The following is a 21,277-nucleotide window of genomic DNA, read 5'->3' as shown; positions in this document are numbered from 1 at the left end:
TCCTGTTACCGGTATCGGGCACGGGCGGACAACGAAGCACCGAAAAGCAGCCCGCAAAACCGGACCGCCGAAGCGTTTCACCCCGTGTTTCAGGGCATCGGTAACAAAATGCTACTTTCCGCACCAAAATGGCGCTTCGCGACCTACCGGGGAGCGCCGGACATCCACAAACTACCCACTCAAGGCCCTGCGACGGTAACGTTCTGACTTCGAGGTCGATTTTTCCCTTATTCCAGAAAAATACCGACAAAAGAGCGGAGCGTTCTTTGAGCCCCGGTTTTTCGGACCTTTTCCGGTGCCGGACTGGAAAAAGTGAAAATTTCGTCAACACTTGGCGGCTTTGAGCACGCTTGTTGCATTGCACCTTGGCATGGTCGGCATGTCGTCTGCATACACAGCCGGGGTGCGACAAATAACAACAGCTGCACGGGCGACCAGGGAGTTTGGGGATCGCGGATCCAGGGTTATGAAGCATGGTCCCGGGTCCGACCGAAACAGCGCTGGAGTTGTACGATCCGTCCTACGCGGAACGTAATTTGCGACATGGATATAAGTATTTGCGACACGACCGTAAAGTTACCGAAAGGTTCAATTCGCAAGTATCGCTAATGACAGTCAGCGTGATATACATTTCCGCCGACTCAAACAAGAAAGAGCAGCCCCGATAAAAAAACCAGGTGGGGCAGCAGCAATCTTCCTAAAAACCAAAGGAGCAAATCACGATGCGCGTGATGAAGTGGAGCATGATCGCCCTGGCCGTAGCTGCCGGGACCTCGCAACTGGCTGTAGCGTCCTCGCAGGACGAATCCAAGGGTTTCGTTGAAGATAGCACCCTGAATGTCAAAACCCGCGCCATGTACATGAACCGTGACTTCAAGCACGGTGCAGGCAACATTGAAGATCTCAGCAAGGCCAGCGGTTACAAGAGCGGCTACCGTGAAGATAGCGGCGCATCGCTGCTGGGTGTTTTCGAGTCCGGCTTTACACAAGGCACCGTCGGAGTGGGCCTTGACGTGATCGGCATGGGCTCCGTCCGCTTCGATGGTGGCGAAGGTCGTCAAGGCAATGGCCTGTTCCGCTCTGACAGCGACGGAAAACCAGAGAAATCCCAAGGCAAGGCCGGCGCTGCAGCGAAATTCCGCATCTCCGATACCACACTGAAAATTGGTGACCAGTTCGTCGCCAGCCCGGTCTTCGCAACCGACGACAGCCGGCTGATGCCTGAACTGGCTCGCGGCACCTTGATCACCAGCAAAGAGATCAAAGGCCTTGAACTGAGCGCCGGTCGCTTCACCTCGCTGAGCTCCCAGACCGGCATGGGTCACGACAGCATTCGGGGCAAAGGCCTCCCAGGCCTGACCGCCGCCAACATTGCCGGCGCAACCTATGCCTTCACCGACAACTTCACTGGCACACTCGCCGCGTCGGATGTCGAAGATCACTTCAAGAAACAATATGTCAACCTGAACCTGACCACTCCACTGGGTGACAAACAGGCACTGAACTTCGACTTCAACGCCTATCGCACCAAGGATGACGGCAAAGCGCTGTCTGGCGAACAGGACAACAAGATCTGGAGCTTGGCAGCAGCCTATAGCCTGGAAGGCCATAAATTCACCCTGGCCTACCAGCGTTCCAGCGGCGACACCGGCTACAACTACGGCGTAGACGGTAACGGCACGGTCTTCGTTGCCAACTCGATCCAGATCTCCGACTTCGTTGGTCAGGAAGAGAAATCCTGGCAAGCTCGCTACGACCTGAACATGGCCTCCTACGGCGTGCCGGGCCTGAGCTTCATGACTCGCTACGTATACGGTGACAACATCGAAACCGCAGAGGGTGAAGGCAAAGAGCACGAGTGGAACTTCGAGACCAAGTACGTTCTGCAGGAAGGCCCGGCCAAAGACCTGTCCTTCCGCGTTCGCTACGCCGTGTACCGTGCCAACGATGCGTATGAAAACATCTACGCCTCGGACAACAACGATCTTCGCCTGATCGTCGAGTACCCACTGAGCATCCTGTAAGCCTCCCGGCCCGCAGACCTCAGTACGAAGAAGCCCGGCCCTGCCGGGCTTTTTCATTTGTGTCATCGACTTACGACAGATTAGGTTTCCTGCGTCCTATACGTTACCGATTCCCCCCCGTACAATGCGGGGTCATTTCAGTTAAGCAACCGACAACGGCCTATCATGCGCACCAGTCAATATTTGCTCGCCACACAGAAAGAAACCCCTTCCGACGCGGTCGTCATCAGCCACCAGCTCATGCTGCGTGCCGGCATGATCCGCAAGCTCGCCTCCGGCCTGTATACCTGGCTGCCGATGGGCCTGCGCGTGATGCGCAAGGTCGAAGCCGTGGTTCGCGAGGAAATGAACGCCGCCGGTGCCCTGGAAGTGCTGATGCCGGCCATCCAGCCGGCTGAGCTGTGGCAGGAGTCCGGTCGCTGGGAACAGTACGGCCCCGAGCTGCTGCGCCTGAAAGACCGCCATAACCGCGAATTCTGCGTCGGCCCGACCCACGAAGAGGTCATCACCGACCTGGCGCGCAACGAGCTGAGCAGCTACAAGCAGCTGCCGCTGAACATGTACCAGATCCAGACCAAGTTCCGCGACGAGATCCGTCCGCGCTTCGGCCTGATGCGCGGCCGCGAATTCATCATGAAGGACGCCTACTCCTTCCATGCCGACCAGGCTTCCCTGCAGGAAACCTACGACCGCATGCACCAGGCCTACTGCAACGTGTTCACCCGCCTGGGCCTGAACTTCCGTCCGGTGCAGGCCGATACCGGCTCCATCGGCGGCAGCTACTCCCACGAGTTCCATGTGCTGGCCGAGTCCGGTGAAGACGACGTGATCTTCAGCGACAGCTCCGACTACGCCGCCAACATCGAAAAAGCCGAGGCCATCCCGCGGGAAACCGTGCGCCCTGCGCCGACCGAAGCCCTGCGACTGGTCGATACCCCGAACACCAAGACCATCGCCGCCCTGGTCGAAGGCTTTGGCGTGCCGATCGAGCGCACCATCAAGACCCTGATCGTGCATGGCGCGGAAGAAGGCAAGCTGGTGGCACTGGTGGTCCGTGGTGACCACGAGCTCAACGAAATCAAGGCGACCAAGCTGCCCCAGGTCGCCGAACCGCTGGTCATGGCCAACGAAGAAGAGCTGCGTGCAGCCATTGGCGCCGGCGCCGGCTCCCTCGGCCCGCTGAACCTGCCGCTGACCTGCATCATCGACCGTTCGGTCGCCCTGATGAGCGACTTCGCCATCGGCGCCAACATCGATGACAAGCACTACTTCGGCGTGAACTGGGAACGCGATCTGCCGGTTCCGGAAGTCGCCGACCTGCGCAATGTGGTCGAAGGCGACCCTAGCCCGGACGGCAAGGGCACCCTGCAGATCAAGCGTGGTATCGAAGTGGGTCATATCTTCCAGCTGGGCACCAAGTACAGCGAAGCGCTGAAGTGCCAGGTCCTGGGCGAAAACGGCAAGCCGGTCACCCTGACCATGGGCTGCTACGGCATCGGCGTTTCCCGCGTGGTCGCTGCCGCCATCGAGCAGAACTACGACGACAAGGGCATCATCTGGAGTGACGCGCTGGCGCCCTTCCATATCGCCCTGGTACCGCTGCGCTATGAAACCGAGGAAGTCCGTGCGGCCACCGACAAGCTGTACGCCGAACTGACCGCCGCCGGCTTCGACGTGCTGCTCGACGATCGCGACAAGAAGACCAGCCCTGGCATCAAGTTCGCCGACATGGAACTGATCGGCATTCCGCACCGTATCGTCGTCAGCGATCGCGGCCTGGCCGAGGGCAAGCTGGAGTACAAGCACCGCACCGAGAGCGAGGCCCAGGCCCTGCCCGTGGCGGACGTCGTATCGTTCCTGCAAGCCCGCATCCGTCGCTGATAGCCAATGCCAGAGTAGCCATGTTCAAGCGAAGTACCTTCACCTTCGGCGGCGCCGCCTTGTGCGGCGCCCTGCTCCTGGGCGGTTGCGCCAACCAGATGTCGCAGCGCAGCGACCACGAGGAACGCATCGAGCGCAAGCTGCTCGAGCACAGCCTGCAGATCGATGTCGGAGAACCCAAGGTACTCGAGCTGCCGCAACGCCGTGTGCGCATCCATGAGCAGAAGAACTTCGAAGTGACCGAATTCGAAGTGACCCGCCGCTACGATCGCTATACCCCGTATCAACCCTGGCGGGAAATCTATGAGATTCCGCTGGGCGCGGTGGCGGTGGTCGCCGGGATCGGCGCCAACGTGGTGAACGTTTTCGCCCTGGGCAACCTTCCCGACAGCGTCACTCATGACTGGCTCAGTTATGGCATCGCCGGCCTCAACCCGTTCATGAACGTGCAGTCCAATGGCCGGGCGCAGCAGAACCTGGCCGGCATCGATGAAGTGCAGAAGGACAAGCGCCAGGAATACAGCAGTGTTCCCTGGAGCGAGCGGCCGGTCGAGGTGAAGGCTGGCAAAAGCACCTACGAGCTGACCACCGATCGCAATGGCGTCCTGCGCCTGAACCTGCTGGACAGCCCGTTCAGTGAACAGAACCTGACTCACGTCGGCACCCTTCACCTGTCGGTGGTCGATGACGACAGTGCGGTACGCGCCGACGCCAGCCTGCTGGTGAGCGGCACCCTGCGCAACAAACTGGTAGAAGCCCATGACCTGATCTTCGACGACCTCGAGGACGACGATGTCAGCCAGTGGGTGCACCGGGTCAAGCGCCTGTCGGACCTGGGCCTGGAAGAGGAAGCCAGCGAACTGGAACAGAGCCTGATCGAGCTGACCCGCAACGATCCGGAGTTGCAACAGGAATTCCTGCAGTCGCTGAGAAAGGATGCGCATCGCCTGGTCGCAGATCCTGCCGCCCAGTGAGTGAAATACCCTCCGCAAAAGCACCGTTAAGGTGCTTTTTGCATTTCAGGAGGCGGGAAACAGCTCCAACTGTTCATGAGCGCCGCGCAGGTCCTGCAAGCGCACGCCGATCCCCAGCAGGCGAACCGGCCGCCCACCGCGAGCGAAGGCCTGGCCGAGCAACTGCTGGTAACTGTGCAAGTCTCGCCCTGCCCCCGCCTGCTCCAGGGTGGTCTGGCTGAAATCATGGAACTTGACCTTGACGAATGGCTTGCCAGGCCGATAGCTGCTGTCGATTCGCTGCATGCGGCCATTGAGCGATTCAAGCAATTCCGGAAGCTTCTCCAGGCAACTGGCCAGATCCGGCAAATCCTGATCGTAGGTGTTTTCCACGCTGATGGACTGGCGCCGGCTGTCGTTCTGTACCGGGCGCTCATCGATACCGCGGGCCAGATTGAACAGGCGCTCGCCAAACCCGCCGAACTCCCTTACCAGCGCCAATCGCTCCCACTGACGAAGGTCGAGGCAAGTCACGATGCCCAGGCGATGCAGCTTGTCCGCGGTAACCTTGCCCACGCCGTGCAGCTTGCTTACCGGCAAACCTGCGACGAAGCCTTCCACCTCCGCCGGGGTGATCACGAAGCAGCCGTTGGGCTTGCGCCAGTCGCTGGCGATCTTGGCCAGGAACTTGTTGGGCGCCACTCCGGCGGAAACGGTGATATGCAGGCGCTGGGCGATCTTGCGCCGGATATCCTGGGCGATCAGCGTGCCACTACCCGAACAGCGCTCGCTGTCGCTGACATCCAGATAGGCTTCATCCAGCGACAGGGGCTCGATAAGGTCGGTGTATTCGCGAAAAACGTTGTGGATCTCCCGCGACGCGTCCTTATAGGCATCCATGCGCGGCTTGACGATCAGCAGGTCCGGGCATAGACCCAAGGCGTGCCGCGACGACATCGCCGAGCGCACGCCGAAGGCCCGGGCCTCATAGTTGCAGGTGGCAATCACGCCACGACGCTCGGCCGAGCCACCAACGGCAAGTGGCCGCCCGGCCAGGCGCGGGTCGTCACGCATCTCGATGGCCGCGTAAAAGCAATCGCAGTCGATATGAATGATCTTGCGTTGGCGCATGTATGACCGTTAATGCGGAAAAATCGTACGCGCAGTATCTCACTCGCCTTGCCCGACCGCATCACCCCTCTATACCGCCCCGATCAGCGCGGTGCGTGCCCCGCCGCCGGGCCCAGGCCCCTCCCAGAATGCTAACCATTTGAAGAAAAAAGGATTTTTTTCAGCTTTTGCTTGACAGGGAAACGCATCCCTGTAGAATTCGATCCCACAGGCGCGGGATGGAGCAGCCTGGTAGCTCGTCGGGCTCATAACCCGAAGGTCGTCGGTTCAAATCCGGCTCCCGCAACCAGATACAGGAAAAGGCCAATCGAAAGATTGGCCTTTTTCATTTGCCTGCGATTTGGCCAGCATCAGGTTTTTCAGGAAAATCAACAATTAAGCATTGACAGCAGGAAGCAAGGCTGTAGAATGCGCACCCATCAGACGCGGGATGGAGCAGCCTGGTAGCTCGTCGGGCTCATAACCCGAAGGTCGTCGGTTCAAATCCGGCTCCCGCAACCAGATACAGAAAAAGGCCAATCGAAAGATTGGCCTTTTTCGTTTGCGCGGGAAAATTCCCCCACCTCTCGCCCTGGCGCCGGCAACGTAAATATTCTTTAACTATCATGACCGGCACGGATCCGCCTGAACGCTAGTAATATTCAGACATTATTTTTCCATAGGGATTGGTAAATTGACTGGATACGCCCATCCTGTCGCGCACAGTCCCCGAGGTGATTGATGCGCCCTACCGCTGAAACCGACATTCCTGTTACTGCCGCCCATCCTATCGCCGACAGCCGCCTGCGCTGGCTCGATCTGCTGAGCAAGTATCGCCAACCCATCGGCCTGGCCGTGACCCTGGTGCTGTTCGGGATCGCCCTGATCGCCTGCCGGCACCTGCTCAGCGAGCTGGACATCTACGCCCTGCACGACCAGTTGCTGAGCGTGCCGTTGCCTGCACTCGGTGGCGCCTTGCTGGCAACCGCGGTCGGCTTCGTGATCCTGCTTGGCTATGAGTGGTCGGCCAGCCGTTATGCCGATGTCAAACTGCCTGCTGGCAGCCTGGTCATGGGCGGCTTCTGCGCCTTTGCCATCGGCAACGCCATTGGTTTGTCGCTGCTTTCCGGCGGCTCGGTGCGTTACCGCCTGTATGCCCGACAGGGCGTCGGCGCCGCCGAAGTGGCGCGCATGACCTTGTTCGCCAGCCTGTCCCTGGGCTGCGCACTGCCGCCGCTGGCAGCGCTGGCAACCCTGAGCAACCTGCCCGCTGCGGCCGAAGCGCTGCGCCTGCCTGCGGGCGTGCTGGCCGCTATCGCTGTTACGGTGCTGCTGCTCAGCGCAGCCCTCGCCTACGGCCTGTATCGTCGCCGCTTGCCCGAACAGCCGTTCGCCCACGCCCTGCTGGCCCGGGTCGGTCGTCGTACCCTGCGCTTGCCGGGCGCCAGGCTGGCCCTGCTGCAACTGGTCATTACTGCCCTGGACGTGGCCGCCGCCGCCACCGTGCTCTACCTGCTGCTACCCGAAGCCCCACCTTTCGGCGCCTTCCTGCTGGTCTACCTGCTGGCCCTGGCGGCAGGCGTCCTCAGCCATGTACCTGGCGGCGTCGGTGTATTCGAAGCGATCTTGCTGGCCGCCTTTGCCAACCAGTTGGGCGCCGCGCCGCTGGCCGCCGCGCTGCTGCTGTATCGCCTCATCTATGTGGTGCTGCCGATGCTGGTGGCCTGCGTGATCCTCCTGGCCAGCGAAGCGCGCCGCTTCCTCTTTGCGCAACAGGCGATCAAGGTCGCCTCGGGCCTGGCTGCGCCAGTGCTCGCCGTACTGGTATTCCTTTCCGGCGTGGTGCTGCTGTTCTCGGGTGCCACCCCGGAAATCGATACCCGTCTCAAGCACCTGGGCTTCCTGATCCCGCACCGCCTGATCGATGCCTCGCACTTCGGCGCCAGCCTGATCGGCGTGCTCTGCCTGCTGCTCGCCCAGGGCCTGCGCCGTCGCCTCTCGGCAGCGTGGATGCTGACCACCATATTGCTGCTGGTCGGCGCCCTGCTGTCCCTGCTCAAGGGCTTCGACTGGGAAGAAGCCAGCATCATGATCTTCACCGCGAGCCTGCTGGCTTTGTTCCGGCGCTCGTTCTACCGTCCGAGCCGCTTGCTGGAACTGCCCTTCTCGCCGGTCTACCTGGTAGCCAGCGCCTGCGTGGTCGGTGCGTCGATCTGGCTTTTGCTGTTCGCCTACCAGGACGTGCCCTATAGCCATCAACTGTGGTGGCAGTTCACCCTCGACGCCGATGCCCCGCGCGGCCTGCGCTCGGCGCTGGGCAGCGCGGTGCTGCTGGTCGTGCTGGCCCTGACCTGGCTGCTGCGCACCGCCCGCCCGACGATCCATCTACCGACCGCCGAAGAACTGCAGCGCGCCAACCGCATCCTGCTGGCGTCGGACCAGCCCGACGGTGGCCTGGCCTTGACCGGCGACAAGGCGCTGCTGTTCCACCCCAACGATGATGCCTTCCTGATGTACGCGCGCCGTGGTCGCAGCCTGGTCGCGCTATACGACCCGATCGGCCCGACCCAGCGTCGCGCGGAGATGATCTGGCAGTTCCGCGATCTCTGCGATGTTCATCACGCCCGCCCGGTGTTCTACCAGGTGCGCGCCGAGAACCTGCCGTTCTACATGGACATCGGCCTGACGGCGATCAAGCTGGGCGAAGAGGCACGGGTCAACCTGCCGCGCTTCGACCTGGAAGCCAAGGGCAAGGAGATGAAAGACCTGCGCTACACCTGGAACCGAGGCAGCCGCGATGGCCTGAGCCTGGAAATCCACGAACCCGGCCAGGCGCCGCTGGAAGAACTGAAGGTCATTTCCGATGCCTGGCTCAGCGGCAAGAACGTGCGCGAGAAAGGTTTTTCCCTGGGCCGCTTCAGCGAAGACTACCTGCAACACTTCCGCATCGCCCTGATCCGCTTCCAGGGCCAACCGGTGGCCTTTGCCAACCTGCTGGAAACCCATAGTCGCGAACTGGCCAGTCTCGACTTGATGCGCGCCCATCCGGAGGCGCCGAAGCTGACCATGGAATTCATGATGATCGGCCTGATCCAACACTATAAACAGCATGGATATGCCCGCTTCAGCCTTGGCATGGTGCCCCTGTCGGGCCTGCAGCCGCGGCGCGGCGCACCACTGACCCAGCGCCTGGGCTCGATGGTGTTCCAGCGCGGCGAGCAGCTCTATAACTTCCAGGGCCTGCGCCGCTTCAAAGACAAGTTCCAGCCAGACTGGGAACCCCGTTACATGGCCGTCCCTGCCGGACTCGATCCGCTGGTCGCACTGGCCGATACCGCCGCCCTGATCGCGGGCGGTCTTACAGGATTGGTGAAACGCTGATGATTCGACGTTACTGGCATTACCTGCTCGGCGCGCTGCTCGCGGCGCTGCTGGCAGCGGCGGCAGGCTTCTGGCTGTGGACGCGCCCGGCTCCGGAGGCGCATCTGGAGCACATCACCCTCGGCGACGGCAGCGCTGCCGTGCGCGCCACCCCCGGCACCAACGCTCGGGCCCGGGTGCTGATCGCCTCGCCACAGGACCAATTGCTGAGCGACAAGCAACTGCTGGACCTGAGCCAGAGCGGTGAAGCACAGCTGGTCCAGGTCACCCTGCCGCTGGGCGACTGCACCCAGCAGCAGAAAGTCGTGCAGCTCGCCACTGAGCAACTCAAGGGCGCGCCCACCCTGGTCGCCGGCATCGGCCCCGGCGCCAACCTGGCCTGGGACTGGCTGGCCGCGCAAAAGGACGACAAGGCCCAGGCCATTTCCGTTGGCTTCAACCTGGAACGCCCGGGCTGCACGCTTCCGCTCGCCAAGTCGGCCCCCCATGGTCACTGGAACGTTGCATGGAACGACAACCCGGACGATGCCAGCGCCGCTTTCGTGCGCGACCAGGCCAACGCCGAAACCAGCATCTCCGACTACGATGTGCACCTGCCGCAGGTGCTCAAGGCGCAACTGACCACCGCCCTGCTGGGCGAGGACGGCAACGCGATGAGCATTCCGGTGGTGGAGGTGCCCGCCGGGCAGACGACCGACACCGTGACCCTGTTCCTTTCCGGTGACGGCGGCTGGCGTGACCTGGACCGCGATGTCGCCGGCGAGATGGCCAAGCTTGGCTATCCAGTGGTGGGCATCGACACCCTGCGTTACTACTGGCAGCACAAGACCCCGGAACAGAGCGCCGTGGACCTCTCCGAGCTGATGCAGCACTACCGGCAGAAATGGGGCACCAAGCGCTTCGTGCTGACCGGCTACTCGTTCGGCGCGGACGTCCTGCCGGCGATCTACAACCGCTTGCCGGAAGCGGACCAGAAGCGCATCGATGCCGTTATCCTGCTGGCTTTCGCCCGTAGCGGCAGCTTCGAGATCGAAGTGGAAGGCTGGCTGGGCCAGGAAGGCAAGGAGGCCCCGACCGGCCCGGAAATGGCGAAGATGCCGGCGGCCAAGGTGCTCTGTGTGTATGGCGTGGAAGAAACCGATGAAAGCGGCTGCACCGACAGCACGGCAGTGGGCGAGAAGCTCAAGCTGCCAGGCGGGCACCACTTCGACGAGAACTACCCGGCATTGGCGCGCAAGCTGATCGGCGAGATCGAAAGCCGCCAGGGAAAGACCAGCGTGGCTGAGCAGAATTGATGTCCCACTGAAGTCCCTATCGCTGGCAACGCCAGCTCCCACAGAATCCGCGCCAGACCCAATCATCTGGCCAACACAAAACCCTGTGGGAGCCGGCGTGGCCGGCGAAAGGCCTGCAAAGCAGGCCCCAAATCCATCTCAGATCTCGACCTGGGTGCCCAGCTCGATCACCCGGTTCAGCGGCAGATTGAAGAACCGCAGGTTCCCGTTGGCATTCTTCAACAGGAATGCGAACAGATTCCCCCGCCACCGCGCCATCCCTTCCAGCCGCGAGGCGATCACCGTCTCCCGGCTGAGGAAGTAGGTGGTGCGCATAGGGCTGAAGTCCAGCTCGTCCAGATGGCACAGGCGCAGCGCCGCCGGTACGTCCGGCTCGTCCATGAAGCCGAAGTGCAGCAGCACGCGGAAGAACCCGTCGCCATATGCCTCGACCTCGAAACGCTCCTGCTCCGGCACCCGCGGCCGGTCTTCGCTGACCACCGTCAATAGCACCACCTGGCTGTGCAATACCTGGTTATGCAGCAGGTTGTGCAACAGCGCGTGGGGAACCGCATCCGCCCGCGCAGTAAGGAACACTGCGGTGCCCTCCACCCGGTGTGGCGGCTGCACGCGAATACTGCCGATAAACACCGGCAGCGGCAGTGCGCCCTCGTCGATGCGTTCGACAAGAATCTGCTTGCCGCGCTTCCAGGTGCTCATCAACAACAGCAGCACCGCACCGGCCAGCACCGGGAAGGCACCACCCTGGACCACCTTGGGCAGGTTCGCGGCGAAGAACAGGCCATCGACCAGCAGGAAGCCGAGCAGGATCGGCACTGCCAGCAACGGTGGCCATTTCCACAGCAGCAGCATCACGGTGGACACCAGCAAGGTGGTCATCAGCATGGTCCCGGTCACCGCCACGCCGTAGGCCGCGGCCAGGGCGCCGGAAGACTCGAAACCTATCACCAGCAGGACCACTGCCACCATCAGCGTCCAGTTCACCGCGCCGATATAGATCTGTCCCTGCTCGTCGCTGGAGGTGTGCTGGATCTGCATGCGCGGGATATAGCCGAGCTGGATGGCTTGGCGGGTCAGGGAGAACGCGCCGGAAATCACCGCCTGGGACGCGATCACCGTGGCCAGGGTCGCCAGGGCGATCAACGGCAGCAGTGCCCAGCCCGGCGCCAGCAGATAGAACGGGTTGCGCGCGGCATCCGGGTTCTGCAGGAGCAAGGCACCCTGGCCGAAATAATTGAGCACCAGCGCCGGCAATACCAGGGCGAACCAGGCCCGGGCAATGGGCTTGCGGCCGAAGTGGCCCATATCGGCGTACAGCGCCTCGGCGCCGGTCAGCGCCAGCACCACGGCCCCGAGAATGGCTACGCCCATGCCGGGATGAACGATGAAGAAACGCACCGCCCACACCGGGTTGAAAGCCTTGAGCACCTCAGGGCTCTGGCCAATGCCATGCAGGCCGAGCAGCCCCAGGACCACGAACCAGGCGACCATTACCGGACCGAACAGGATGCCGATCTTCGCCGTACCGTGTTTCTGCACCAGGAACAGCGCCACCAGGACGACCAGGGCAATCGGCACCACCCAGTGATCGATGCCGTCGAAGGCCAGCTCCATGCCCTCTACCGCCGACAGCACCGACACCGCCGGTGTGATCATGCTGTCGCCATAGAACAGCGCAGCGCCGATAAGGCCGCAGATCACCATCATCGCCCTGAGCTTCGGCCGTGACGCCGAGGCCCGGGTGGCCAGCGCAGTCAAGGCCATGATCCCGCCCTCGCCCTGGTTATCGGCACGCAGGATGAAGGTCACGTACTTGATCGACACCACCCAGATCAGCGACCAGGCGATCAGGGAAAGAATGCCCAACACACCATCATGGTTGACCGGCACCCCATAACCGCCGGTAAAGACTTCCTTGAGGGTATACAAGGGGCTGGTCCCGATATCGCCATAGACCACCCCGACAGCTGCCACCAGCAGGCCCAACGACTTGGTCGCCCCATGCCCCGCAGCGGCTTCACTGCTCGCCTGACCCATCAACCACTCCCGCAAAAAAGAACCGGAAACCGGTGAATCTCGTACCAGACGTCATGATTTTTCTCGTCGGCCGAACCGCGTTGCGCCTGTCATGAATTGACACAGGCGCAACGCGGCGAAGCATAGCGCAGCGTTCGTCGTTTTTCTGCTGGGTGGAGACCCAAGGACGCCATCGACGCCTAGTCCGGGCGCACTGCGATGCTCCAAACAAACGCTCACACTCCTGTGCTCCCTGCCCGCCAGTCAGTCACTACACTCCCGGTCACCTCGCAAGCATTGCGCTCCGATATCTCATTTCGTCTGTATTCGCTGGATCCGATAAAAACATGCAATCAACGATCTGTCGCCTTTAAGATACAGTTTATGTATGAAGTGGAACACGTACTGTCTCCCAACGGAGTGGATATCTATCAAGCCTGGCTCGACACCGTGCGAGACAAGCGCTCCAAGGCAAGGATCACTACGCGGGTGGACCGTGCCTCATTAGGCCACTTCGGGGATGTCGAACCAGTGGGTGAAGGCATCTTCGAAATGAAGATCAATTTTGGGCCTGGGTTTCGCGTCTATTACGCCCTGCAGGATCGCAAGATCATTTTCCTGCTGGGCGGAGGTTCGAAAGACAAGCAGCAAAAAGACATCGACCAGGCCAAGGCCCTTTGGAAATCTCATAAGGTGAATTGAATGAAAGCTCGCAGTCGTCCTCATGAAGACAGCGTTCTCGACATGCTGCGGGATGACGAGGACTTTGCCATCGAATATCTCGCCGCCGCCCTTGAGGAAATTGACGAACCTGGCGGTGAAGACGTGTTTCTTCTCGCAATTCGGCGCATCGTGGAAGCAAGAGGTGGCATGAGTAGCCTCTCACAAAGTACAGGCCTGGCCAGACCCAGCCTATACCGCTCGATAGCAGCAGGAGGCGACCCGAAGCTTTCCACCGTTCTGAAAGTGCTTCAGGCTCTGGGCATCGGCATGTCCAAAGTCGTATCCCACAGAACTGAAGAAGCGTGAGACCGACTCGTTATCCGGGGCTTTTCTTTCGCTCCAGCGTCTGCAACGCCGAACAGACAGCACATTCAACATCCAAGGAAAGGGTCGAGCGTTTCATCACCCGGAACATCCTGAAGTGAGCGGCACAGCGTTCGTCGTTTTTCTGCTGGTCAAGCAGGCGAACGCTCGCTAGAATTGCGCACTTTTTGACCAGAGGCGCCTGGAAGCGCCCGCCAGGGTTGCCTCCTTCTTCTATCCGGCAGCCCCTCTACACCGAGGTTAACCATGTCCACGACCGATACTCCCACCACGCCGAAGGTAGGATTTGTCTCACTCGGGTGCCCGAAGGCTCTCGTCGACTCCGAGCGCATCCTCACCCAACTGCGGATGGAAGGCTACGAAGTCGTGCCCACCTATCAGGACGCTGACGTGGTGGTGGTCAACACCTGCGGCTTCATCGATTCGGCCAAGGCCGAGTCCCTGGAAGTGATCGGCGAAGCCATCAAGGAAAACGGCAAGGTCATCGTCACCGGCTGCATGGGCGTCGAGGAAGGCAACATCCGCGATGTGCATCCGAGCGTTCTGGCCGTGACCGGCCCGCAGCAGTACGAGCAGGTGGTCAGCGCCGTGCACGAGGTGGTTCCACCGCGTCAGGACCACAACCCGTTGATCGATCTGGTGCCGCCACAGGGCGTCAAGCTGACACCGCGCCACTACGCCTACCTGAAGATTTCCGAAGGCTGCAACCATAGCTGCAGCTTCTGCATCATCCCGTCGATGCGTGGCAAGCTGGTCAGCCGCCCGGTTGGCGAAGTGCTCAGCGAGGCCGAGCGCCTGGTCAAGGCCGGGGTCAAGGAAATCCTGGTGATTTCCCAGGACACCAGCGCCTACGGCGTCGACGTCAAGTACAAGACCGACTTCTGGAACGGTCGCCCGGTCAAGACCCGCATGCTGGAATTGTGCGAAGCCCTGAGCAGCCTGGGCGCCTGGGTTCGCTTGCACTATGTCTATCCATACCCGAACGTGGACGACGTGATCCCGCTGATGGCTGCCGGCAAGATCCTGCCGTACCTGGATATCCCGTTCCAGCACGCCAGCCCGAAAGTGCTCAAGGCCATGAAACGCCCGGCCTTCGAAGACCGGACCCTGGCGCGCATCAAGAAATGGCGCGAACAGTGCCCGGACCTGATCATTCGCTCCACCTTCATCGTCGGCTTCCCCGGTGAAACCGAAGAAGACTTCCAGTACCTGCTGGACTGGCTCACCGAAGCACAGCTCGACCGCGTTGGCTGCTTCCAGTACTCACCCGTCGAAGGCGCGCCGGCCAACGACCTGGGCCTGGACGAAGTCCCGGACGAGATCAAGCAGGACCGCTGGGACCGCTTCATGGCTCATCAACAGGCCATCAGCAGCGCCCGCCTGCAACTGCGCATCGGCCGTGAGATCGAAGTGCTGATCGACGAAGTCGAGGAGCAAGGTTCGGTGGGTCGCAGCTTCTTCGACGCACCGGAAATCGATGGCAACGTGTTCATCGATGGCAACCATGGCTACAAGCCCGGCGACAAGGTGCGCTGCCGGGTAGTGGATGCCGATGAGTACGACCTCTGGGCCGAGCCTGTCTAAGGCCTCCAGCGGAAAAAACCAGGCCCCTTTCCGGGGCTTTGTTTTTTCGGCGGTTACAATGCCACCCATCCCCCCCGCAACACGGCCCTCCCAATGTCTGAAACCACCCGTCTCTCCAAACGCCTTATCGCCCAACTGGGTTGCTCCCGTCGCGAGGCCGAACTCTATATCGGCGGCGGCTGGGTCACCGTGGACGGCGAGGTCATCGACGAGCCGCAATTCCAGGTCGACCAGCAGGTCGTCGCCCTGCTGCCCGGCGCCAAGGCCGATGCACCCGAGCCGGTGACCCTGCTGCTGCACCAGGAAGCCGGGCAGACTGCCGAAAGCGCTCGCCTGGGCATGACCGCAGCCACCCTTTCACCCGCCCACAGCGAGGGCTGCCGCGTATTGCGCGGGCATTTCGCCCGCCTCAAATGCCTCGCCGAGCTGCAAGCGGGCGCCAGCGGCCTGCAGGTCTACACCCAGGACTGGCGCACCGAGCGCAAGATCACCTCCGACCTGCGCAAGCTGGAACAGGAATATGTGGTCGAGGTCAGCGGCGAAATCATCAAGCACGGCTTGGAGCGGCTGAACCGCGGCTTCGAGTGGAAAGGCCATGAACTGCCTCCGGTCAAGGCCAGCTGGCAGAACGAAACCCGCCTGCGCCTGGTGCTGAAGAACCCTGCGGCCGGCCTGATCGACCTGCTGTGCCGCAGCGTCGGCCTGCAGGTGGTCGGCATGCGCCGCATCCGCCTTGGCGGCGTGGCCATGGGCAAGCTGCCCGCCGGACAATGGCGCTACCTGGAAAGCAAGGAAAAATTCTGAGCTACGCCGTACTGGCGAGACTCCCGAACAGGACTCCATACATGATCCACAATGACGTACTGCGCAGCCTGCGCTACATGCTGGATATCACCGACACCAAGATGGCCCAGATCGCCCGCAGCAATGGCTTCAAGCTGAGCGACGCAGACATGGCCGGCTACCTGAAGAAAGAGGATGACAAGGACTTCGTGCACTGCCCGGACGAAGCCATGGCGCACTTTCTCGACGGCCTGGTGATCTTCCGCCGCGGTCGCGATGAAAGCCGTCCGCTGCCGCCGATCGAGCTGCCGGTCAGCAACAACACCATCCTCAAGAAGCTGCGGGTAGCCTTCGAACTCAAGGACGACGATATCCTCGCCCTGCTCAAGGCGGTGAACTTCCCGGTATCCAAGACCGAATTGAGCGCGCTTTTCCGCAAGGTCGGGCATGACAACTTCCGTCCTTGCGGCGACCAATTGCTGCGCAATTTCCTCAAGGGTCTGAGCCAACGGATCCGTGGCTGATACGACGATGGACTACAAGGTCTCGCCGGTCGGTTTCATGCGCTCCTGCTTCAAGGAGAAGTTCGCCATACCGCGTCAGCCGCAACTGGCGCCAGCGGCCCGTGGCGTGCTGGAGCTGGTGCCGCCGTTCGATTCCGGCGAGGCTGTGGCCGGGCTGGAGCAGTGCAGCCACGTGTGGCTGCTGTTCCTGTTCCACCAGACGCTGGAGGACAAGCCGCGCTTGAAGGTTCGCCCTCCCCGCCTCGGCGGCAATGCATCCATGGGCGTGTTCGCGACCCGGGCGACGCATCGTCCGAACGGCATCGGGCAGTCAGTGGTCAAGCTGGAAAAGGTCGAGCCAGGACGGCTGCTGCTGTCGGGCATCGACTTGCTGGACGGTACGCCCGTTCTCGATATCAAGCCCTATGTGCCCTACGCCGACAGCATCGCCGGGGCGAGCAACGGCATGGCCAGCGCTCCGCCTGCGGCGATCGCCGTGGAATGGAGTGATGAGGCGCTGATGCAGGCGCATGAGCATGCACAACGGCTGGCCGAGCCGCTGGTGGCGCTGATCGAGCAGTGCCTGGCCCAGGATCCGCGGCCGGCCTATCAGGTGCCGCCGCCGGAACGAGTGTATGGGGTGAAGTTCTGGGATGTACAGGTCAGGTGGCACTATCCGGAGCCGGAGAGGATCAGGGTGCTGGAAGTGGTGGCTGATCCTGTATAGATGTTTTGAGCAGCGCTGCCGAACCCTGTGGAAGCTGGCTTGCCAGCGATGGGGCCCGAAAGCACACCACATAAATCCCAGACAAAAAAAAGCGCAGGCCAAGGCCTGCGCTTTTTTATATCAGCTTACTTCTCGACGAAAGCACGCTCGATCAGGTAGTCACCCGGCTCGCGCATGCGCGGCGAGATCTTCAGGCCGAAGCTGTCCAGCACTTCGCTGGTCTCGTCGAGCATGCTCGGGCTACCGCAGATCATCGCGCGGTCGTCCTGAGGGTTGATCGGCGGCAGGCCGATATCGCTGAACAGCTTGCCGCTGCGCATCAGGTCGGTCAGACGTCCCTGGTTCTCGAAGGGCTCGCGGGTTACGGTCGGGTAGTAGATCAGCTTTTCACGCAGCGCTTCGCCGAAGAACTCGTTCTGCGGCAGGTGCTCGGTGATGAACTCGCGGTAGGCGACTTCGTTCACGTAGCGAACGCCGTGGACCAGGATGACTTTCTCGAAACGCTCGTAGGTTTCCGGGTCCTGGATGACGCTCATGAAGGGCGCCAGGCCGGTGCCGGTGCTGAGCAGATACAGGTGCTTGCCCGGGTTCAGGTCGTCGAGGACCAGGGTACCGGTAGGCTTCTTGCTGATGATGATCTCGTCGCCTTCCTTCAGGTGCTGCAGCTGGGAAGTGAGCGGACCGTCGGGCACCTTGATGCTGAAGAACTCCAGGTGCTCTTCCCAGTTCGGGCTGGCGATGGAGTAAGCACGCATGAGCGGGCGGCCGTTGGGCTGTTGCAGGCCGATCATCACGAACTGACCGTTCTCGAAGCGCAGGCCCGGGTCGCGGGTGCACTTGAAGCTGAACAGGGTGTCGTTCCAGTGGTGAACACTGAGGACACGTTCGTGGTTCATGTTGCTCATGTTAAGGGGGCTCCTGAGAAAAACGCAGCGCTAAAACCGAGAGCGCGATTGCGCGATAGTTTAATGCGGAGGACAATATCTGTTAAATGAATTATCAAGATATGTCTTATCGGTTATATAGATATGCGATTTACCCTACGTCAGCTTCAGGTCTTCGTCGCCGTCGCGCAACACCAGAGCGTTTCGCGTGCCGCCAGCGTGCTGGCGTTGTCGCAATCGGCAGCCAGCACTTCCATTACCGAGCTTGAACGGCAATCCAGTTGCCAGCTCTTCGACCGTGCCGGCAAACGCTTGAGCCTCAATGCCCTGGGCCATCAACTACTGCCCCAGGCGGTGGCACTGCTGGACCAGGCCAAGGAAATCGAGGACCTGCTCAACGGCAAGTCCGGTTTCGGCTCACTGGCGGTCGGCGCGACCCTGACCATCGGCAATTACCTGGCGACCCTGCTGATCGGCAGCTTCATGCAGGTACACCCGGAAAGCCAGGTCAAGCTGCATGTGCAGAACACTGCACATATCGTGCAACAGGTGGCTCACTACGAAATTGATCTGGGTCTAATCGAAGGCGACTGCAACCATCCGGACCTGGAAGTACAGCCTTGGGTGGCGGATGAGCTGATCGTCTTCTGCGCTCCACAGCACCCCTTGGCCAAGCGCGGCAGCGCCAGCCTCGACGAACTGACCCGAGAGGCGTGGATCCTTCGCGAGGAAGGCTCCGGTACCCGCCTGACCTTCGACCAGGCCATGCGCCACCACCGTTCGGAACTTAATATCCGTCTTGAGCTGGAACATACCGAGGCGATCAAGCGCGCCGTGGAATCCGGGCTGGGCATCGGCTGCATTTCCCGCCTGGCCCTGCGCGATGCTTTCCGCCGCGGCAGCCTGGTACCGGTGCAAACCCCGGAACTGGACCTGGCGCGGCAGTTCTTCTTTATCTGGCACAAGCAGAAGTACCAGACTTCGGCGATGAGGGAATTCCTGGAGCTGTGCAGGAGCTTTACCGCTGGGGTGAGTCGGAGCGATGAGATCGTGCTGCCCAGTATCGCCTAGGCTCTGTACGAAAAACCTAAAGCAGGATCACACCCCACACCAGCCCGACCATGGTCAGCGCCACGAACTGGGCGGCGCTGCCCATGTCCTTGGCGTTCTTCGACAATGGATGGCGATCGAGGGAAATACGGTCGATCGCCGCCTCTACTGCGGAGTTGAGCAGCTCGACGATCAGGCCCAGGAGGCACACCGCGATCAGGATGGCCCGCTCGGCACGACTGACATCCAGCCAGAATGCCAACGGCACCAGGATTACATTGAGCAGCACCAGCTGGCGGAAGGCCGCCTCGCCAGAGAACGCCGCACGCAGGCCATCGAGGGAATAGCCCGCCGCATTGAAAACACGTTTGAAACCGGTCTGACCTTTGAAGGGCGACATAGAAGAACCACTTCCGACTGTGGAAAGCGCTGCAGACTAGTGCACCGCGAGTCAAAAAACCGTGAAGGTCGTTAATCAGCTGGAGGAAACCGACTCCAGTTGCTGCAACAGCAGTGCGGCCTGGGTCCGCGTGCGCACACCCAGCTTGCGGAAGATGGCCGTGACGTGGGCCTTGATGGTCGCCTCGGAGACATTCAGCTCATAGGCGATCTGCTTGTTCAGCAACCCTTCGCAAACCATGGTCAGAACGCGGAATTGCTGCGGTGTCAGGCTGGCCAGGCCTTCGCTGGCAGCCTTGGCCTCGGCGGAGACATCGACCTTCTCGAAGGCCTGCGGCGGCCACCAGACCTCGCCATCGAGCACCTTGCGCACAGCATCCTGGATGTCCTCCAGCGGGCTGGACTTGGGAATGAAACCACTGGCGCCGAATTCCCGGGACTTGACGACGACCGCCGCTTCTTCCTGGGCCGAAACCATCACCACCGGAATCTGCGGATACTGCCCGCGCAGCAGCACCAGACCGGAGAACCCATAGGCACCGGGCATGTTCAGGTCAAGCAGGACCAGGTCCCAATCGGATTTTTCGGCGAGACGGGTTTCCAGTTCGGCGATGCTGGCGGCCTCCACCAGACGCACGTCAGGGCCGAGCCCCAGGGTCACGGCCTGGCGCAGGGCGCTGCGGAAAAGCGGGTGGTCATCGGCAATCAGGATTTCGTAGGTGGCCATCGATCTAATGAACCTGTTCTGTGCTGGATCCGGAAGTTTCATCATTATGAAGCAAAGTGCAACATTTGCCCCTTGGACTATAGGAAGGGCCTAAGGCGCTGATGGACAGCATCGTCGATGTCCAGCGGCAGGCGGAACTTGGCCCCCAGGTAGTGGGCACTGAAAACATCGAGGTAGGCATCCAGTGCCTGCGCGGCATCCTGGTCGCCGGCCAGCTCCAGGCACATCGCCGCCACTTCTGCGGTACAGAAATGGTCGTCGCGCTTCGAGCGGCGCAGACGGTATCGGGAGATCTGCTCGGGCTCCAGGCTCAGCACCGGGAAACGGTCCAGGTAAGGACTCTTGCGGAACATCTTGCGTGCCTCGGTCCAGGTCGCATCCAGCAGGATGAACAACGGCCGCTTGCCCGGCTGCGGACGCACCTCGGTGACCACGCGCGACGACTCGACGAACTCACCCGGGAACACGATATAGGGTTGCCAGTCGGGCTTTTCGAGCAGGGCGAGCAATTGTTGGTCCACCATCGTACGTTGCCAGCCGAAGGCGCTGGTATCGTCGATTACGTCGGCAATAAGCCAACCGGTGTTGGTTGGTTTAAGTGGCTCGGTGTCATGCATCAGCAGGCACATCGCCGACGCCGCCGCGACCCGTGGGCGCCATGCACATAGGCAATAATCGAAGATCACCCGGCAATCAGGACAACGCGGAGCGCGGGAACCACGGGCGACAAAGGGTTTGATACTGAGGGCCAGGCGCTCGGCGCGCAGGCGTGAGACAGCGTGGCTCATGAAGACATTCGACGAGAAAGGATAACGACAGGCAACGGCAAGCGCTCGGACGGGCGGAATCGGCGGGAGTTTACGGCACAACGCTTTACCGTGCAGGGAAATCTCCGACTCCACTATAATCCCGG

18 protein-coding genes and 2 tRNA genes are annotated in these 21,277 nt (G+C 61.5%); 14 read left to right on the top strand and 6 right to left on the bottom strand.

Annotation, left to right across the window (positions count from 1 at the left end):
* The first annotated feature begins 722 nt into the window (after positions 1–722).
* From ACKLLE_RS11160 to ACKLLE_RS11150, 3 genes are all read left to right on the top strand, one after another.
* Positions 723–2,024, top strand: a complete 1,302-nt coding sequence (locus ACKLLE_RS11160) for an OprD family porin (RefSeq protein ID WP_420057943.1) — start codon at positions 723–725, stop codon at positions 2,022–2,024.
* A 165-nt stretch (positions 2,025–2,189) separates the two neighbouring features.
* Positions 2,190–3,905 carry a proline--tRNA ligase gene (locus ACKLLE_RS11155; protein WP_009402134.1) on the top strand — a complete coding sequence of 572 codons (1,716 nt, stop codon included), beginning with the start codon at positions 2,190–2,192 and terminating at the stop codon, positions 3,903–3,905.
* Positions 3,906–3,925: 20 nt separating this feature from the next.
* Positions 3,926–4,879 (top strand): hypothetical protein, encoded by a 954-nt coding sequence (locus ACKLLE_RS11150; RefSeq protein WP_420057941.1) that lies wholly within the window; start codon positions 3,926–3,928, stop codon positions 4,877–4,879.
* A 45-nt stretch (positions 4,880–4,924) separates the two neighbouring features.
* Here ACKLLE_RS11150 and dinB read toward each other — a convergent pair whose 3' ends face one another.
* Positions 4,925–5,989, bottom strand: coding sequence for a DNA polymerase IV (gene dinB, locus ACKLLE_RS11145; protein ID WP_064302310.1), 1,065 nt, complete (start codon positions 5,987–5,989; stop codon positions 4,925–4,927).
* A gap of 212 nt (positions 5,990–6,201) precedes the next feature.
* Here dinB and ACKLLE_RS11140 point away from each other — a divergent pair.
* The 4 genes from ACKLLE_RS11140 (at position 6,202) to ACKLLE_RS11125 (ending at position 10,644) form a co-directional block, all read left to right on the top strand.
* Positions 6,202–6,278, top strand: a tRNA-Met gene (locus tag ACKLLE_RS11140).
* Positions 6,279–6,413: 135 nt separating this feature from the next.
* A tRNA-Met gene (locus ACKLLE_RS11135) sits at positions 6,414–6,490 on the top strand.
* A gap of 219 nt (positions 6,491–6,709) precedes the next feature.
* Entirely contained in the window at positions 6,710–9,349 is a 2,640-nt protein-coding gene (gene mprF, locus ACKLLE_RS11130) for a bifunctional lysylphosphatidylglycerol flippase/synthetase MprF (protein WP_420057940.1), read from the top strand.
* A complete protein-coding gene (locus ACKLLE_RS11125; RefSeq protein ID WP_064302312.1) occupies positions 9,349–10,644 on the top strand; it encodes a virulence factor family protein in 1,296 nt (431 codons plus the stop codon). The genes mprF and ACKLLE_RS11125 overlap by 1 nt, the downstream gene beginning before the upstream one ends.
* A 138-nt stretch (positions 10,645–10,782) precedes the next feature.
* Here the strand turns inward: ACKLLE_RS11125 and ACKLLE_RS11120 are convergent, their stop codons facing one another.
* A complete protein-coding gene (locus ACKLLE_RS11120; protein WP_420057939.1) occupies positions 10,783–12,681 on the bottom strand; it encodes a potassium transporter Kup in 1,899 nt (632 codons plus the stop codon).
* Between the two features lie 363 nt (positions 12,682–13,044).
* On the opposite strand from ACKLLE_RS11120, the gene ACKLLE_RS11115 reads away from it, so the two are divergent.
* From ACKLLE_RS11115 to tsaA, 6 genes are all read left to right on the top strand, one after another.
* Positions 13,045–13,362, top strand: coding sequence for a type II toxin-antitoxin system RelE/ParE family toxin (locus ACKLLE_RS11115; protein ID WP_064302314.1), 318 nt, complete (start codon positions 13,045–13,047; stop codon positions 13,360–13,362).
* Complete coding sequence (locus ACKLLE_RS11110) at positions 13,363–13,689, top strand: addiction module antidote protein (RefSeq protein ID WP_064302315.1); 327 nt, start codon at positions 13,363–13,365, stop codon at positions 13,687–13,689.
* Positions 13,690–13,953: 264 nt separating this feature from the next.
* Positions 13,954–15,291: a 30S ribosomal protein S12 methylthiotransferase RimO gene (gene rimO, locus ACKLLE_RS11105; RefSeq protein WP_009395167.1), complete on the top strand. Its 1,338-nt coding sequence runs from the start codon at positions 13,954–13,956 to the stop codon at positions 15,289–15,291.
* 93 nt (positions 15,292–15,384) lie between these two features.
* The gene (locus ACKLLE_RS11100) at positions 15,385–16,095 is read left to right on the top strand and encodes an rRNA pseudouridine synthase (RefSeq protein ID WP_420057936.1); all 711 of its coding nucleotides are present in this window, start codon (positions 15,385–15,387) and stop codon (positions 16,093–16,095) included.
* A 41-nt stretch (positions 16,096–16,136) separates the two neighbouring features.
* Positions 16,137–16,598, top strand: coding sequence for a YehS family protein (locus ACKLLE_RS11095; RefSeq protein ID WP_064302318.1), 462 nt, complete (start codon positions 16,137–16,139; stop codon positions 16,596–16,598).
* Between the two features lie 7 nt (positions 16,599–16,605).
* Positions 16,606–17,304, top strand: coding sequence for a tRNA (N6-threonylcarbamoyladenosine(37)-N6)-methyltransferase TrmO (tsaA, locus tag ACKLLE_RS11090; RefSeq protein ID WP_420058011.1), 699 nt, complete (start codon positions 16,606–16,608; stop codon positions 17,302–17,304).
* Positions 17,305–17,429: 125 nt separating this feature from the next.
* Here the strand turns inward: tsaA and fpr are convergent, their stop codons facing one another.
* Positions 17,430–18,209, bottom strand: coding sequence for a ferredoxin-NADP reductase (gene fpr / locus ACKLLE_RS11085; RefSeq protein WP_009395171.1), 780 nt, complete (start codon positions 18,207–18,209; stop codon positions 17,430–17,432).
* Positions 18,210–18,332: 123 nt separating this feature from the next.
* On the opposite strand from fpr, the gene ACKLLE_RS11080 reads away from it, so the two are divergent.
* The gene (locus ACKLLE_RS11080; protein WP_009395172.1) at positions 18,333–19,259 is read left to right on the top strand and encodes a LysR family transcriptional regulator; all 927 of its coding nucleotides are present in this window, start codon (positions 18,333–18,335) and stop codon (positions 19,257–19,259) included.
* Positions 19,260–19,275: 16 nt separating this feature from the next.
* On the opposite strand, the gene ACKLLE_RS11075 is transcribed toward ACKLLE_RS11080, so the two are convergent.
* The 3 genes from ACKLLE_RS11075 to ACKLLE_RS11065 all read right to left on the bottom strand — a co-directional run bounded on the left by ACKLLE_RS11075 (position 19,276) and on the right by ACKLLE_RS11065 (position 21,152).
* Positions 19,276–19,638, bottom strand: coding sequence for a diacylglycerol kinase (locus ACKLLE_RS11075; protein ID WP_009395173.1), 363 nt, complete (start codon positions 19,636–19,638; stop codon positions 19,276–19,278).
* Between the two features lie 75 nt (positions 19,639–19,713).
* Positions 19,714–20,364, bottom strand: coding sequence for a response regulator transcription factor ErdR (gene erdR, locus ACKLLE_RS11070; RefSeq protein ID WP_009395174.1), 651 nt, complete (start codon positions 20,362–20,364; stop codon positions 19,714–19,716).
* A gap of 77 nt (positions 20,365–20,441) precedes the next feature.
* Entirely contained in the window at positions 20,442–21,152 is a 711-nt protein-coding gene (locus tag ACKLLE_RS11065) for a tRNA-uridine aminocarboxypropyltransferase (protein ID WP_009395175.1), read from the bottom strand.
* Between the last annotated feature and the right edge of the window lie 125 nt (positions 21,153–21,277).

The organism is Pseudomonas bharatica, from assembly GCF_048586865.1.
Lineage (GTDB): Bacteria > Pseudomonadota > Gammaproteobacteria > Pseudomonadales > Pseudomonadaceae > Aquipseudomonas > Aquipseudomonas bharatica.
This window is presented reverse-complemented; position numbering and strand designations above follow the sequence as displayed.

Bases quoted from the DNA above. Each gene is read 5' to 3' on its own strand.
- ACKLLE_RS11080 (WP_009395172.1), top strand. From the start codon at position 18,333: ATGCGATTTACCCTACGTCAGCTTCAGGTCTTCGTCGCCGTCGCGCAA.
- ACKLLE_RS11075 (WP_009395173.1), bottom strand. From the start codon at position 19,638: ATGTCGCCCTTCAAAGGTCAGACCGGTTTCAAACGTGTTTTCAATGCG.
- ACKLLE_RS11120 (WP_420057939.1), bottom strand. From the start codon at position 12,681: ATGGGTCAGGCGAGCAGTGAAGCCGCTGCGGGGCATGGGGCGACCAAG.
- erdR (WP_009395174.1), bottom strand. From the start codon at position 20,364: ATGGCCACCTACGAAATCCTGATTGCCGATGACCACCCGCTTTTCCGC.
- fpr (WP_009395171.1), bottom strand. From the start codon at position 18,209: ATGAGCAACATGAACCACGAACGTGTCCTCAGTGTTCACCACTGGAAC.
- ACKLLE_RS11110 (WP_064302315.1), top strand. From the start codon at position 13,363: ATGAAAGCTCGCAGTCGTCCTCATGAAGACAGCGTTCTCGACATGCTG.
- ACKLLE_RS11100 (WP_420057936.1), top strand. From the start codon at position 15,385: ATGTCTGAAACCACCCGTCTCTCCAAACGCCTTATCGCCCAACTGGGT.
- ACKLLE_RS11095 (WP_064302318.1), top strand. From the start codon at position 16,137: ATGATCCACAATGACGTACTGCGCAGCCTGCGCTACATGCTGGATATC.
- ACKLLE_RS11155 (WP_009402134.1), top strand. From the start codon at position 2,190: ATGCGCACCAGTCAATATTTGCTCGCCACACAGAAAGAAACCCCTTCC.
- ACKLLE_RS11160 (WP_420057943.1), top strand. From the start codon at position 723: ATGCGCGTGATGAAGTGGAGCATGATCGCCCTGGCCGTAGCTGCCGGG.
- tsaA (WP_420058011.1), top strand. From the start codon at position 16,606: ATGGACTACAAGGTCTCGCCGGTCGGTTTCATGCGCTCCTGCTTCAAG.
- ACKLLE_RS11115 (WP_064302314.1), top strand. From the start codon at position 13,045: ATGTATGAAGTGGAACACGTACTGTCTCCCAACGGAGTGGATATCTAT.
- dinB (WP_064302310.1), bottom strand. From the start codon at position 5,989: ATGCGCCAACGCAAGATCATTCATATCGACTGCGATTGCTTTTACGCG.
- ACKLLE_RS11065 (WP_009395175.1), bottom strand. From the start codon at position 21,152: ATGAGCCACGCTGTCTCACGCCTGCGCGCCGAGCGCCTGGCCCTCAGT.
- rimO (WP_009395167.1), top strand. From the start codon at position 13,954: ATGTCCACGACCGATACTCCCACCACGCCGAAGGTAGGATTTGTCTCA.
- ACKLLE_RS11150 (WP_420057941.1), top strand. From the start codon at position 3,926: ATGTTCAAGCGAAGTACCTTCACCTTCGGCGGCGCCGCCTTGTGCGGC.
- ACKLLE_RS11125 (WP_064302312.1), top strand. From the start codon at position 9,349: ATGATTCGACGTTACTGGCATTACCTGCTCGGCGCGCTGCTCGCGGCG.
- mprF (WP_420057940.1), top strand. From the start codon at position 6,710: ATGCGCCCTACCGCTGAAACCGACATTCCTGTTACTGCCGCCCATCCT.